The sequence below is a fragment of the Pelagibius sp. genome (assembly GCF_028281305.1).
In the GTDB taxonomy this organism is placed as follows: Bacteria; Pseudomonadota; Alphaproteobacteria; order Kiloniellales; family Kiloniellaceae; genus Pelagibius.
In genome coordinates this window covers 1-12,963 of the sequence record NZ_JANQKD010000046.1, presented here as the reverse complement: position 1 = coordinate 12,963, position 12,963 = coordinate 1, and the positions used below count along the sequence as shown (strand labels likewise).

11 protein-coding genes are annotated in these 12,963 nt (G+C 67.9%); 8 read left to right on the top strand and 3 right to left on the bottom strand.

What is annotated here, in order from left to right; all coding sequences use genetic code 11:
* Positions 1-41: 41 nt before the first annotated feature.
* Positions 42-992, bottom strand: a complete 951-nt coding sequence (locus tag Q0982_RS11245) for an AraC family transcriptional regulator (protein ID WP_299395444.1) — start codon at positions 990-992, stop codon at positions 42-44.
* Positions 993-1,172: 180 nt separating this feature from the next.
* On the opposite strand from Q0982_RS11245, the gene Q0982_RS11240 reads away from it, so the two are divergent.
* Both Q0982_RS11240 and Q0982_RS11235 read left to right on the top strand, forming a co-directional pair.
* Positions 1,173-2,066, top strand: coding sequence for a transglutaminase family protein (locus Q0982_RS11240; protein ID WP_299395442.1), 894 nt, complete (start codon positions 1,173-1,175; stop codon positions 2,064-2,066).
* A 104-nt stretch (positions 2,067-2,170) separates the two neighbouring features.
* Complete coding sequence (locus Q0982_RS11235) at positions 2,171-2,998, top strand: thioredoxin family protein (protein WP_299395440.1); 828 nt, start codon at positions 2,171-2,173, stop codon at positions 2,996-2,998.
* Between the two features lie 361 nt (positions 2,999-3,359).
* Here Q0982_RS11235 and htpG read toward each other — a convergent pair whose 3' ends face one another.
* On the bottom strand, positions 3,360-5,267 hold the full coding sequence (gene htpG / locus Q0982_RS11230) for a molecular chaperone HtpG (protein ID WP_322097008.1): 1,908 nt from the start codon (positions 5,265-5,267) through the stop codon (positions 3,360-3,362).
* Between the two features lie 191 nt (positions 5,268-5,458).
* Here htpG and Q0982_RS11225 point away from each other — a divergent pair, with 191 nt between their 5' ends.
* The 5 genes from Q0982_RS11225 (at position 5,459) to Q0982_RS11205 (ending at position 10,887) form a co-directional block, all read left to right on the top strand.
* A complete protein-coding gene (locus tag Q0982_RS11225; protein ID WP_299395436.1) occupies positions 5,459-6,199 on the top strand; it encodes a protein-L-isoaspartate(D-aspartate) O-methyltransferase in 741 nt (246 codons plus the stop codon).
* Between the two features lie 79 nt (positions 6,200-6,278).
* Positions 6,279-8,909 (top strand): helicase-related protein, encoded by a 2,631-nt coding sequence (locus Q0982_RS11220; protein WP_299395435.1) that lies wholly within the window; start codon positions 6,279-6,281, stop codon positions 8,907-8,909.
* A gap of 42 nt (positions 8,910-8,951) precedes the next feature.
* Positions 8,952-9,377, top strand: a complete 426-nt coding sequence (locus Q0982_RS11215; RefSeq protein WP_299395432.1) for an RNA-binding S4 domain-containing protein — start codon at positions 8,952-8,954, stop codon at positions 9,375-9,377.
* Between the two features lie 206 nt (positions 9,378-9,583).
* Positions 9,584-10,033: a hypothetical protein gene (locus Q0982_RS11210; RefSeq protein WP_299395430.1), complete on the top strand. Its 450-nt coding sequence runs from the start codon at positions 9,584-9,586 to the stop codon at positions 10,031-10,033.
* A gap of 206 nt (positions 10,034-10,239) precedes the next feature.
* Positions 10,240-10,887: a glutathione S-transferase family protein gene (locus tag Q0982_RS11205; RefSeq protein WP_299395427.1), complete on the top strand. Its 648-nt coding sequence runs from the start codon at positions 10,240-10,242 to the stop codon at positions 10,885-10,887.
* A gap of 8 nt (positions 10,888-10,895) precedes the next feature.
* On the opposite strand, the gene Q0982_RS11200 is transcribed toward Q0982_RS11205, so the two are convergent.
* A complete protein-coding gene (locus Q0982_RS11200; protein ID WP_299395425.1) occupies positions 10,896-11,756 on the bottom strand; it encodes a LysR family transcriptional regulator in 861 nt (286 codons plus the stop codon).
* 100 nt (positions 11,757-11,856) lie between these two features.
* On the opposite strand from Q0982_RS11200, the gene Q0982_RS11195 reads away from it, so the two are divergent.
* Entirely contained in the window at positions 11,857-12,843 is a 987-nt protein-coding gene (locus tag Q0982_RS11195) for an aldo/keto reductase (protein WP_299395423.1), read from the top strand.
* Positions 12,844-12,963: the final 120 nt, after the last annotated feature.

Here is a 12,963-nt window from a genome sequence, read left to right as displayed (position 1 = left end):
AACCGCATATAGCGCAAAGCCTTCCGGACGAACTGCAAAAACTAGGCGGGAACCTCCACCTGGCGGACAGCTTTCGGGCTGTGGCCGTAGCGGTTGGCGAAGGCGCGCGAGAAGGCGGCCGGCGAGTGATAGCCGACCTGCCGGGCGATGCGCTGGACCGGGTCGTTGGTGTTGGCAAGCAGCGCCTTGGCCTTGCCCAGGCGCAGGTCGGTCAGATAGCCCATGGGCGCGCAGCGCATCAGGCTCTGAAACTGCTCGGCGAAGCGGCTGCGCGAAAGGCCCACTTCCCGCGCCAGGCTCTCCAGGGTCCAGTCCTGCTCCAGGCGGCGATGCATCAGGCCGAGGGCGCGGCCGATGCGCGGATCTCCCAGCGCGGTCAGGATGCCGCGCAGGGCCACGTCCTGATCGGCGCAGCTGCGCACGACCTCGATGAACAGCGCTTCAGAGAGGCGGATCACCGAGGCGGTCATGCCCGGCGCTTCGGCGAACATCTGCCGGGCGATCAGGCGCATCAGTTCATCCAGCCAGGGATTGCGGGCGCGCCGCTCGGCAGTCACCAGCAGATAGGGCGGCAGGGACCGCAGCAGCGGATGGTCCACGCCCTCGGCAAAGGTGAAGTGACCGCAGACCAGCTTGGTGGCGGCGTCCTCCTGCGCGGCGCCGCCGAAGACCAGCACCCCCTCGCCGCCGAAGCCGCTGTCCCGAAGCACGCGCTCCAACGGCGCCGGCTCGGCCTCCGGCCGGGTGTTCGCTTCGAAGTCCTCCAGCACATGGGCGCTGCCGTTGGGAATGAGGATCAGGTCGCCGGCATTCAGCCGCACCTCGGCATCGCTGCCGACCCGCACCCGGCAACCGCCCTGAACCGCGAGGTGAAACCGCGCCGCCCGCCCCAAGGGCGGCACCGCCACCGACCAGGGCGGCGAGAAGGCGGTGCGGAAGTAGAGGCTGCCGCGCAGCTGCAGGAGGTCGAGGATGTCGCTCAGAACGTCCATGGCAGAAGAGTCCCTTCCAGTTGGACGATCAGATAAGAACTGGCCCCGTACTTGTCCAGAAGACATGGTCCCTGGGCTCTGCGCGGGATGGGCTTTTGCGGAGCGATAGCCCGCGGCAGCGCTTGAGGGGCGGACTCTCTTTCCGTTAGGATGGCGCGCCCTTCACCACGACGAGCCCCCATGTCCCTGCTGTCGGTCTGCCACACGACGGTCTACCGCTATCACCGGCCCGTGACCTTCGGCGAGCATCGCCTGATGTTCCGCCCGCGCGACAGCCATGACATCCGGCTGGTGGATACCGCGCTGACGATCTCGCCGGCGGCCGAGATCCGCTGGATGCACGACGTCTTCTCCAACTCCATCACCATCGCCTCCTTCCAGGAAGCGGCCAGCGAGCTGCGCTTCGAGAGCCGCATCGTCATCGACCACTACGGCCTCAGCTATCCGGACTTCCCGATCGAGCCCTACGCCCAGACCTATCCCTTCAGTTATCCGGCCGAGGACATCGCCGATCTGGGCCGCTCGGTGGAGCGCCACTACCCGGACCCGGAGCGCAAGGTCGACGCCTGGGTGAAACGCTTTCTGGACAACGGCGGCCCGGTCGGCACCCAGGACCTGCTGCAGCGGATCAACACGGCGGTGCAGGCGGAGTTCGGCTACGAACGGCGCTACGCCTTCGGGGTGCAGACGCCGGTGGAGACCCTGGAACGGGGCAGCGGCACCTGCCGCGACCTGGCGCTTTTCATGATGGGGGCCGTGCGCGCCCTCGGCTTCGCCGCCCGTTTCGTGTCCGGCTATCTCTACGACCCGGCGACCGAGATCGGCGGCGCCGCCGATACCGACCTCAAAGGCGGCGGCGACACCCACGCCTGGGTGCAGGTCTATCTGCCGGGGGCCGGCTGGGTCGAGTTCGACCCGACCAACGGTCAGGTGGGCGGCGCCAATCTGATTCGCGTCGCCGTGGCCCGCGAACCCTTCCAGGCGCTGCCCCTGCAGGGCAGCTACTACGGCGCGGCGGAGGACTTCGTCGAGATGACCGTGGATGTCGAGGTGACCAAGCCCGAAGAAGGCTGAAATTCCTACATCCTTCAAGGCTGTAGGGCCTCTTGCGTTGCCTTGGACAGCGTCACCAGAACGTGATTAGCCAGTGAGCGCGGCGCCCCGTAACGTCCCCGCCCATGGGTCGCAAATCGTTCGTATTCGGAGCCGCCGTCCTCGCTGCAGGCCTTGCAGTCTGGGCCGGCCAGGCCATCACCAAGGCGCCGCTGCCTGTGGCCGAGGCGGCTGGGACAAACCCCCTCCAACCGGCACTTCAACTGGCCGCCGACAGCGCGGACAGCAGGCCGGTGGTGGTGGAGCTCTTCACCTCCCAGGGCTGCAGTTCCTGCCCGCCGGCCGATGCCCTGCTGGACGAACTGGCCGATCAGCCCGGGCTTCTGGCGCTCTCCTTCCACGTCGACTACTGGGACTACATCGGCTGGAAGGACCCCTTCGCCTCTGCCGCGCACACCCAGCGCCAGCGCGACTACGCGCGCACCCTCGGCCTGCGCTACGTCTACACCCCGCAGATCGTGGTCGACGGGCGGCGCGACGTGGTGGGCAGCCGCAGGGGCGCGGTCGCAGATGCCATCGAGGTGGAGGCCCGGCGCCGCAATGACATGGCGGGCCTTGTCGAAGTGAAGATGGTGGAGGACGGCGGCGGCAAGGTCACGCTTTCGGCCGGCGATGCCCCGCCGGAAGGGGCCACCGTCTACCTCGTGATGTTCGACGACGATCACGAGACCGACGTGGCGCGCGGCGAGAACCGCGGCCGCTCGATCCACAACGCCAACGTGGTGCGGGAGTTCCGCAAGCTCGGCCGCTGGACCGGCGAGGCGATGGAGTTCCCGCTGGACTTCGCCGCCGCCCAGCGCGACGGCCGCGGCGGCTGTGCCGTGATCGTCCAGGCCGGCACCACCGGCCCGGTGCTGGGCGCCGCCATCCTCGACCTCGACGAAACGAGCTGAGCCGCGGACGGCGGCGCCCAGGCGCAAGAGCTTCGCGGTTGTTCGTATCGAAGCAACTAAATCTTGCTCCGGTCGACTCTTGCCAAAGACCAACTCTAGCGATCAATGCCTTAGCGCGGAGAGGGTGTCACCCCCACCCCAACCCTCCCCCATCGAAGGGGGAGGGAGATCTTTATGGAGAGCCTACAACGGTTCCCCTCCCCCCTTGATGGGGGGAGGTCGGGAGGGGGGTGAGTTGCACGCCCGCTGTTTGCCTGTATTCCACGCTGTTGCGCTAAACCGGATAGCCGTGGGACAAGCCCGAGTATGACAACCCAGCATGTTTTGGCTTTGGAGCGCGCGCGCCGAGGCCGGCAGAGCGTTAGCTTCCTGACATCAGTCCCTTCTCCACCAGTGCCGAGAGCCGGCGGGAGAAGGCGGCGGGATCGGGCAGGGCTTCGCCCTCGATGATGCGGGCCTGGTCGAGCAGCAGCCAGGCCGCGTCCTCCACCACGCCGCCGGCGCCCTCCTGGCCGATCTGCCCGGCGAGCGCCGTGATCAGGCCGTGGTCCGGATTGATCTCCAGAATGCGTGCGGAGCTCTGGTCGAGTTGGCGCTGCTGCTTCAGCAAACGCTCCAGGTGCATGTCCAGGTCGCCCTCATCGGCGACGAGGCAGACCGGGCTGCTGGTCAGCCGCGCCGAGACCCGCACATCCTTCACCTGATCCTTGAGGGTCAGCTTCACGAAGGCGATCAGCGCGTCCAGGGCCGGAGAGGCTTCCTTCGCCGTCTCCTCTCCTTCGCTGTCTTTGTCGCTCTCCGCCTTGGCCACCTTCTCCAGGTCGGCGGCCCCGCGGGTGACCGACTTGAAGGGCTTGCCCTCGTAGTCCGGCACCGAGGTCAGCCAGAAATCGTCTACCGGATCGCTCAGCAGCAGAACTTCGATGCCCTTGGCGGCAAAGCCTTCGAGCTGCGGGCTCTTGGCCAGAACCTCGGGGTTGTCGCCGGTGATGGTGTAGATGGCCTCCTGGCCGGGCTTCATGCGCGCAACGTAGTCGGCAAGGCTGACCAGGTCGTCGCCCGCCCCCTGCTCCTTGGCTGTGGAACGGAAGCGGGCCAGCGACAGCAGGGTGTCGCGCTGGTTGGAATCCTCGTAGAGGCCTTCCTTCAGCACCGGGCCGAAGGCCTCCCAGAACTTGACGTAGTCCTCGGGCGCCTTTTCCGCCTTCTTCTTGAGTTCGCTCAGCACGCGCTTGCTGAGCGCGGTGCGGATCTTGGCGAGACGCGGATTGTTCTGCAGCAGCTCGCGGCTGATGTTCAGCGGCAGATCCTCGGTGTCGACGATACCGCGCAGGAAACGCAGGTAGGAGGGCACCAGTTCGCTGCAGTCATCGGTGATGAAGACGCGCTTCACGTAGAGCTTGATGCCGGTCTTGCGGTCCGGATGGAAAAGGTCGAAGGGCTTGGACGAGGGAATGAACAGCAGGCCGGTGTATTCCAGCATGCCCTCGGCCTTGAAGTGCAGGCGCAGCCAGGGCTCGTCGAAGGTGTGCCCGACGTGGTGATAGAACTCCTTGTACTGCTCCTCGGTGATCTCGCTCTTGGGCCGCGTCCAGAGCGCCGAGGCGGCGTTCAGGGTCTCGTCGGGTTCGTCCTCCTTACGCGACTCCAGCACCACCGGCACGGCGATGTGGTCGGAGTAGGTGGAGACGACCTGGCGGATGCGCATGGCATCCAGGTACTCCTCGTCGCCCTCGCGCAGGTGCAGGACGATGCGGGTGCCGCGCGCCGGGGCCTCGGGGTCCTCGGCGATGGTGAAGGCGCCCTGCCCGTCGGAGGCCCAGCGCCAACCCTCGGCCTCGCCGGCCTTGCGGGTGCTCACTTCGACCTTCTGGGCGACCATGTAGGCGGAGTAAAAACCGACGCCGAACTGGCCGATCAGGTTGGCCCCCTCGGCCTTGCTCTCCAGTTGCTCGACGAAGGCGGCGGTGCCGGAACGGGCGATGGTTCCCAGGTTGTCGATCAGGTCCTGGCGGTTCATGCCGATGCCGTTGTCGACGATGGTGAGCGTCCTGGCGGCGGGATCGGTCTTCAGGCGGATGGAAAAGCCGCTGTCATCCGCCAGGAGGTCCGGCTGGGTCAGCGCCGCGTAGCGCAGACGGTCGCAGGCGTCCGAGGCGTTGGAGACCAGCTCCCGCAGGAAGATCTCCTTTTCCGAGTAGAGCGAGTGGGCCACGATATCGAGCAGGCGGCTGACCTCCGCCTCGAACTTCAGTTCTTCCTGCTTCAGTTGTTCCTGCGCCATGGTCTGACTGTCCGTTTTCGGTTCTTTGCTTGCCGCTCCGGCGGTCCGGAGCGGAATCGCCGAGACATATGTGCGCAATCTATACTCCCTGCAAGTCTTGTCTCACGATGATCCCGGGACCGGAGCGGGACTCTGCGGGGGACCGTGAGGCAGACAGCGCCGGGGAAAAGACCGCCATGGTGGAGCACGATACAGATCCGGACCGCAGGACAGCGGGGCGCCAGGCCGACCGCGCGGCGATGCTGCAGGCCATCGAACAGGAGGCGGGGGAGGTCGCGGACTGGCTGGGCAAGGATCACCTGGACCCCAGGGTTCTGGCGGCCCTGGGCCGGGTGCCCCGGCACCGCTTCGTGCCGCTGCTGGAGGAGGGGGCGGCCTATGAAAACCGGCCCCTGCCCATCGGCGCGCAGCAGACCATCTCGCAACCCTTCATCGTCGCGGTGATGAGCGACCAGGCCGAGATCGCGCCAGGCGCGAAGGTTCTGGAGGTGGGGACAGGCTCGGGCTATCAGGCCGCCGTGCTGGCCGAGCTCGGCGCCGAGGTCTACAGCCTGGAGGTTGTGCCCAGCCTGGCCGCCGAGGCGGCGGAGCGGCTGGCCCGCCTGGGCTACGACCGGGTGCACTGCCGGGAGGGCGACGGGGCGGCGGGCTGGCCGCAGGCCGCGCCTTTCGATGCCATCCTGGTGACGGCCGCGGCCCGCGGCGTGCCGCCGGCGCTGGTCGAGCAGCTCGCCCCCGGCGGACGCCTGATCATCCCGGTGGAGGAAAAGTCCGGCAGGGGCCCGGCCCACTGGTTCCTGCCGGCACAGTCCCTGCTGCGCATCGATAAAGCTGCCGACGGCAGTATCCACGAACGCAGCCTCTTTCCCGTCGCTTTCGTGCCGCTGACCAAGCCGCGCGCGCCGCAGGGCCGCTGACGCCCGTTAACCATCTTTCGCCCAGGCCGCGCCCAGGGAATTCCTTGCAATGCGCCGGAAAAGCCCCGATTCTCAAGGCATGTCGCTTCTCGCGCAGGCCCGGGAGAAGGCGAAGATCACCGCCGTTCTGGGGCCGACCAATACCGGCAAGACCTATCTGGCCATCGATCGCATGCTGGGCCACCCGAGCGGCATGATCGGCTTCCCGCTGCGCCTGCTGGCGCGGGAGAACTACGACCGCATCGTCCAGATCAAGGGGGCGGCCAAGGTGGCGCTGGTCACCGGCGAGGAGAAGATCGTGCCGCCCGGCGCGCGCTACTTCTGCTGCACGGTGGAATCCATGCCGGTGGACCGGCCGGTCTCCTTCCTCGCCGTCGACGAGATCCAGCTCTGCGCCGACCCGGAGCGCGGCCATGTCTTCACCGACCGGCTGTTGCATGCCCGCGGCCTGGCCGAGACCATGTTTCTGGGGGCCGAGACGATTCGCCCGGTGCTCCAGGCCCTGGTGCCGGAGGCCGAGTACATCGGCCGCCCGCGTTTCTCGACCCTCACCTACACCGGTCCGCAGAAACTGACCCGCCTGCCGCCGCGCTCCGCCGTGGTCGCCTTCTCCGCCTCGGAGGTCTATGCCACGGCAGAGCTCATCCGGCGCCAGCGCGGCGGCACCGCGGTGGTGCTGGGGGCGCTCAGCCCGCGCACCCGCAACGCCCAGGTCGAGCTCTTCGAAAGCGGCGAGGTGGACTACCTGGTGGCCACCGACGCCATCGGCATGGGCCTGAACCTGAACCTCGACCACGTCGCCTTCGCCAAACTGCGCAAGTTCGACGGGCGTGGCCAGCGCCGCCTGACGGCGCCGGAGGTGGGCCAGATCGCCGGGCGCGCCGGCCGCCACATGAACGACGGCACCTTCGGCACCACGACCGAGATCGGCCCGCTGCCCGACAGCCTGGTGGAGGCGGTGGAGAGCCACAGTTTCGACCCCCTGGCCTTCGTCTCCTGGCGCAACGTCGATCTCGACTTCAGCGATCCCCTGGCGCTGCTGAAGAGCCTGGACCGCAAGCCGCCGCGGCGCGAACTGCTGCTGGCGCAGGAGGCCGACGACCAGATCGCCCTGGCGACCCTCGCCAGGCAGCCGGAGATCGCCGCCCTGGCCACCACGCCGGAGGCGGTGGCCCTGCTCTGGGAGGTCTGCCAGGTGCCGGACTTCCGCAAGATCCTCTCCGACCATCACGCCCAGTTGCTGGCGCAGATCTATCTGAAGCTGATGGGCAACGAGAAGCGCCTGCCCGAGGCCTGGGTCGGCGCCCAGCTGCAGCGGCTGGAGCGCAGCGACGGCGACATCGACCAGCTGATCGCACGCCTCGCCCACATCCGCACCTGGACCTACATCACCCACCGCGGCGACTGGCTGGACGACAGCGACCACTGGCAGGCCCGGGCGCGGGCCATTGAGGACTCCCTCTCCGATGCCCTGCACGAACGCCTGACCCAGCGTTTCGTCGACCGCCGCGCCGCCTTTCTGGTGCGCCGCCTGCGCGGCGACAGCGACCTCATCGGCGCGGTGCGCAAGAACGGCGAGGTGGTGGTGGAGGGCGAGTTCGTCGGCCGTATTGCCGGCTTCCGCTTCGAACTGGACGAGGAGGCCCGCGGCGACGACGCCCGCCCGCTGCTGGCCGCCGCGCGGCGCGCGCTGACGGGCGAGATTCCCCGGCGCATCAAGCAGCTTGAGCAGGACAACGACGGCGCCTTTGCCCTGGTCGACAATGCCATCGCCTGGCGCGGCACCCCGGTGGCGCGCATCCTGGCCGGCGACACCGTACTGACCCCGCGGGTCGAGGTGCTGTCCAGCGACTTCCTGGACGGCCCGGCACGCGAACGCCTGCGCAAGCGCTGCACCGCCTGGCTGACGCGTCACATCCGCGCCACCCTGAAACCGCTGTTCGAGGCGAAGGCAGTAGAACTCTCGCCGCCGGGCCGCGGCCTTCTGTTCCAGCTTGTCGAGGCGCTCGGCACCCTGCCGCGGCGCCCGCTTGCCAGCCAGATCGCGCTTCTGACCAAGGCCGACCGCAAGGCGCTGGCCGGGCTGGGTCTGAGACTGGGTGCCGCCAGCCTGTTCCTGCCGCGCCTGCAGCACCCGCGCATGCTGGCCCTGCGCGCCCGGCTCTGGGCGATCCGCGAGGGCCTGGAGGTGCCGGCGCTGCCACCCTCGGGCACCAAGACCTTTGAGCTGAAGGATCTGGCCCTGCCGAAAGCCCTGGAAGACAGCTTCTGCTGCGCCATCGGCTTCCGCCGGGTTACCCGCAAGGCGGGCCCGCCCCTCGCCGTGCGCGCCGACGTGCTGGAGCGGCTGGCGCGCGACGCCTACAAGGCCGCCGCCGAAAGCGGCGCCCTCACGCTCTCACCCGAACTCTGCAAGCTGGCCGACTGCGGCGAGGAGGACCTGGCAGCACTGCTCTTCGCCCTCGGTTACCGGCGCCGCAAGGACGCCGACGGCAATCCGTGCTTCGCGCGCAAGGGTGCCCGGCAGACACCCGCTGCCGGGGAGCAGGAGAGCGAAGCGCCGCAGGCAAAGAAGGCCGCCGGAAAATCCGGCCGGCCAAAGTCGAAGCGCAGCGGCGTACGCAAAAAGCCGCGCAGAAAGGAGGAGGCCGAGCGCTACGCCGACTCGCCCTTTGCCGTGCTGCGCGATCTGGCGACAGGTGGCGAGTGAGGGGGCGGCGCGTGAGGGTCGGCAAGTGAGGAACAGCACTCCTTGAGCAGCGACGTCAGCGACGCCAACGGTGGCCCTCATGGCGGACTGCGCGCCGACAAGTGGCTCTGGTACGCGCGCTTCTTCAAGACACGCAGCCTGGCCAGCAAGGTCTGTCAGGCCGGCAAGCTGCGCCTCTCGGGCCTCGGCGTCGTCAAACCCCATCACAAGGTGAAGGTCGGCGACGTGCTGACCTTTCCCCAGGCGCGCCACATCCGGGTGGTGAAGGTCCTGGCCCTGGCGGAGCGCCGCGGCCCGGCCAGCGAGGCCCAGGCCCTCTACGAGGATCTCAAGCCGCCGGATGCCGAGAGCCGTCTGCCCCGGGGCACGCCGTCGCCCACCGACGGAGCGGGCCGCCGCCAGCCCGGTGCGGGCCGCCCGACCAAACGCGACCGCCGCGATCTCGACCGCCTGCGCGAGACCGAGTGATCCGGCAGCCTTCCGGTCTTGGTCCCGGACGCCAGACCGCGCCTGACGTTCCAAGCGGTTCTCTCTTCCCAAGCGGTTCTCTCTTCTCCGCCATGCGCTCCCGCCACAGGCTGCGGCCAGAGGTGTATCGACCGCGGAGTCGTTAAACCATTCGTCGCGCCCATACGACTTCCAAATGCCGCAAAACATGCAAAAGGAGGTTTCGTATGTGCGTGCAATTCTCACGGATTCTGCCCGCGTTCCTGCTGGCGTTTGCCGTACTCCTGTCGGGCACGGCCGACGCAACGGCGCAGAACAACAAGACCCTGACGGTGAACAAGGCATCAATTCCTGTCGTCATGCAGGTCGATGGCGTCAGGACGACCAAGCGTTACGCCCAGCTCGACGACACCCAGCGCGGGTACTTCGACTACGTGATTTCATCGCTGAACGCCGTGGATCGCGACCTCACGCCCTTGCCGCGGGGTCTCCTGAAGATGTCCGCCCCCAATCGGGACACCGCTTCCCTGGGCTGCGGCTTCAACTCCACGGGATCAGAACCGCTTCAGTTCGGATGCTGGCTGAACGGCAATGTGTGTTACGTCTTCGTCGGCGGCGATGACGTCGTCGGCGGCGGCTGCCACGCGTGCAACGGGACGAACTGCCCGAAGGACTGAGCCCCTTTGCCCGACCGGGGTCGATCTCTCGATCCGGTCATAAGCCGAGCGTCCGGGCGGTTGTGGTCAGCCACGACTGCCCGGACCGGACCCCGAGCCGGTGTTTCCGGGTTTCCCCGTGCGCGCGGCGGATACGGCGCGGCGCTCTTTGCCAGGCTTCGCAATAGGTCCTAACCTGCGGCATTCCTGTTTGGGAGCTACAGTCCGTGATTCTCGTGGGACAGTTCGATTCCCCCTTCGTCCGCCGGGTCGCCATCGCCCTGCATCATTACGGTCATCCCTTCGAGCGCCGCGTGCTTTCGGTGTTCAAGGACTTCGACGCGATGCTCGCGGTCAATCCGATGGGCAAGGTGCCGGCGCTGATTCTGGACGACGGCGAGACCCTGTTCGACAGCCGCGCCATCATCGACTACCTCGACGAGAGCGCCCCCTCTGAGCGGCGGCTGGCACCGGTGCAGCAGCCGGACCGGCGCCGTGTCCTTCAGGTGGAGGTCGTGGGCATCACCCTGGCCGAGAAGATCTACGAGCGCGGCATCGAGAACAGCAGGCGGGCGCCGGGCACCAGCGATCCGGCCTGGCGAACGCGGCTGGAGCGCCAGATCGCCTCCATCTGCGCCTGGCTGGAAGCGCGGCTGGAGGGTGATTGGTTCTTCGATGGCGGCTTTTCCCGGGCCGACCTGGCCGTTGCCGTGGCCATGCAGTACCTGGAGCGCGTGCTGCCGACGGCGGAAAGCACCACGCGGTATCCGCGGCTGCAGGCCCACCGGCTGCGCTGCGAGCGCCGTGCAGCCTTCGCCAACGTTCAGGACAACCGTGCCGAGGCCCTCAACAGCGGTTGGAACCCCGAAGCCTGACCCTTGGGTTACGAAACCCCCCGTGACCCGTTACGGGAACGGCCAGGGCCGCTGCCGGGCCCGCGGTGCAAGGCCCGCAGGATCCTGTAGACGCGGTCGATGGTCTGCCGGACGGCCGGCGCAAAACGTTCCTCGTGATGCGTGACCAGCCACTGGTCGTGGTCCAGCTCCTTGATCGGCGCGGTGACGCGTTGCAGGGCCGCTTCCCGGTCGCCGATGAAAGTCGGCAGAACGGCGCGCACGGTCCCGGCGAGCGCAAGGTCGAGCGCGCCGCGCGGATTGGTGACCTCCAGGCAGGCGGTGCCCTCCGTGTTCTCCGCCACCCAAAGCGCCGAAGGCGTCTTGCCCAGGACCCGCGCCCAGGGCCGCTCCGCTTCGTCGCAGGCGTAGCCGGCAAAGCGCACCCGGCCGACCTTGCGGCAGGCCAGGCCGATCTGCTCGGGCCGACGGTTGCGGATGCCGATAACCGCCTCGCGATGTGCGATGTCCAGAACATGGTCTGCGGAGATGAAACGCAACGCAGCCGTCGCGTCTTCGCCCAGAATCTCTCCGGCCTGCTCGCAGAGCACTTTGGTCATCCAGGTCCCGGCCGAGATCTTGACCAGCACACGGCGGCGCCCCTCGGCCTGATCGGTCAGGGGCCGGATCTGCGCTTCCAGATCCGTCACTCTCGCCAGGAAGTCCTGCCCCTGCTCCGTCAGTTCGTAGCCGCGCGGCAGGCGGCGAAACAGCTCCAGACCGGCGGCGCGTTCCAGCGCCAGCATGCGCCGCCCGAGGGTCGGTGCGCTCTTGCCCGTCTCCCCCGCGGCACCGGCCAGGCCGCCGTGGCGCGCGACAGCAAGAAAAAGGCGCAGGTCGTCCCAATCCATCTTTCTTTCATTCATGAAATGAAGACTACAAAAGAATTCATGGGTGTGACAAACCTCCGATGTCATGGTGGCGCCACTGCAAGCGCTAGGGAGCCCGACCATGAACCTGCTGGATACTGAGATCGCGCCGCTCGGCATGGGCTGCTGGCCCATCGGCGGCCCCTTCTTTCGCGGCGATCAGCCGCTTGGCTACGCCAATGCCGAAGACGGCGAATCGCTGCGCGCAGTCCATGCGGCGCTCGATGCCGGGCTGACCCTCTTCGACACGGCAGCGGTCTACGGCGCCGGGCATGCGGAGCAGCTGCTCGGCCAGGCGCTGGCGGGGCACCCGGAGGCCATGATCATCTCCAAAATCGGCATCGGCTTTGACGAAGACTCAAAGCAGCTGACCGGCGAGGAAACCGACCCCGCCGCGGTGATGCCAGCGATCGAGCGCTGCCTCAAGCGCCTGCGGCGCGACCGGATCGACATCCTGCTGCTGCACCTCAACGCCCTGCCCGTGGCCCGGGCGGAGCCGATCTTCGCGGCCATGGAGGATGCACGCCGGGCCGGCAAGATCCGCGCCTTCGGCTGGAGCACCGATTTCCCGGAGAGCGCCCAGGCAATGGCCGGGCAGGAGGGCTTCATCGGCATCGAGCATGCCATGAACGTCTTCGTCGATGTCCCGACCATCCAGGGCATGGCTGAAAGGAACGGCCTCGCCGCCTTCATCCGCTCGCCGCTGGCCATGGGGGTGCTCACCGGCAAGTTCGATGCGCGCTCGCGGATGCCAAAGGACGACATACGCGCGACCGATGAAGCCTGGCGCGACTACTTTCAAGGCGCAAGGGTCAAGCCGGACTATCTGGCACAACTCGACGCGGTGCGCGAACTGCTCCGCACCGGCGGGCGCAGCCTGGCGCAGGGCGCCCTCTGCTGGCTGCTGGCCAAGTCCGACCGCAACGTCCCGCTTCCGGGCGCACGGACGGCAGCGCAGATGGAGGACAACGCAGGCGCCCTGGGCCACGGCAAACTGCCCGGGGCCGTTATGGCCGAAATCGAAACGCTGTTGGCGCGCGAAGCCGAGGGCGCCGCGCGCGAGCGCTGACAGGCTGCCAAGAGCGGATCTGCTCTAGGCTGTGGTGACAATTTATGATTTTGGGGATTCCCTTTTTCATCTGGGCATGATTCAAGACTGACCTTTGAGGAGGTCAGTCTTGGGTCGGCA

Bases quoted from the DNA above. Each gene is read 5' to 3' on its own strand.
- Q0982_RS11200 (WP_299395425.1), bottom strand. From the start codon at position 11,756: ATGGATTGGGACGACCTGCGCCTTTTTCTTGCTGTCGCGCGCCACGGC.
- Q0982_RS11235 (WP_299395440.1), top strand. From the start codon at position 2,171: ATGGGTCGCAAATCGTTCGTATTCGGAGCCGCCGTCCTCGCTGCAGGC.
- Q0982_RS11245 (WP_299395444.1), bottom strand. From the start codon at position 992: ATGGACGTTCTGAGCGACATCCTCGACCTCCTGCAGCTGCGCGGCAGC.
- Q0982_RS11220 (WP_299395435.1), top strand. From the start codon at position 6,279: ATGTCGCTTCTCGCGCAGGCCCGGGAGAAGGCGAAGATCACCGCCGTT.
- Q0982_RS11210 (WP_299395430.1), top strand. From the start codon at position 9,584: ATGTGCGTGCAATTCTCACGGATTCTGCCCGCGTTCCTGCTGGCGTTT.
- Q0982_RS11195 (WP_299395423.1), top strand. From the start codon at position 11,857: ATGAACCTGCTGGATACTGAGATCGCGCCGCTCGGCATGGGCTGCTGG.
- Q0982_RS11240 (WP_299395442.1), top strand. From the start codon at position 1,173: ATGTCCCTGCTGTCGGTCTGCCACACGACGGTCTACCGCTATCACCGG.
- Q0982_RS11225 (WP_299395436.1), top strand. From the start codon at position 5,459: ATGGTGGAGCACGATACAGATCCGGACCGCAGGACAGCGGGGCGCCAG.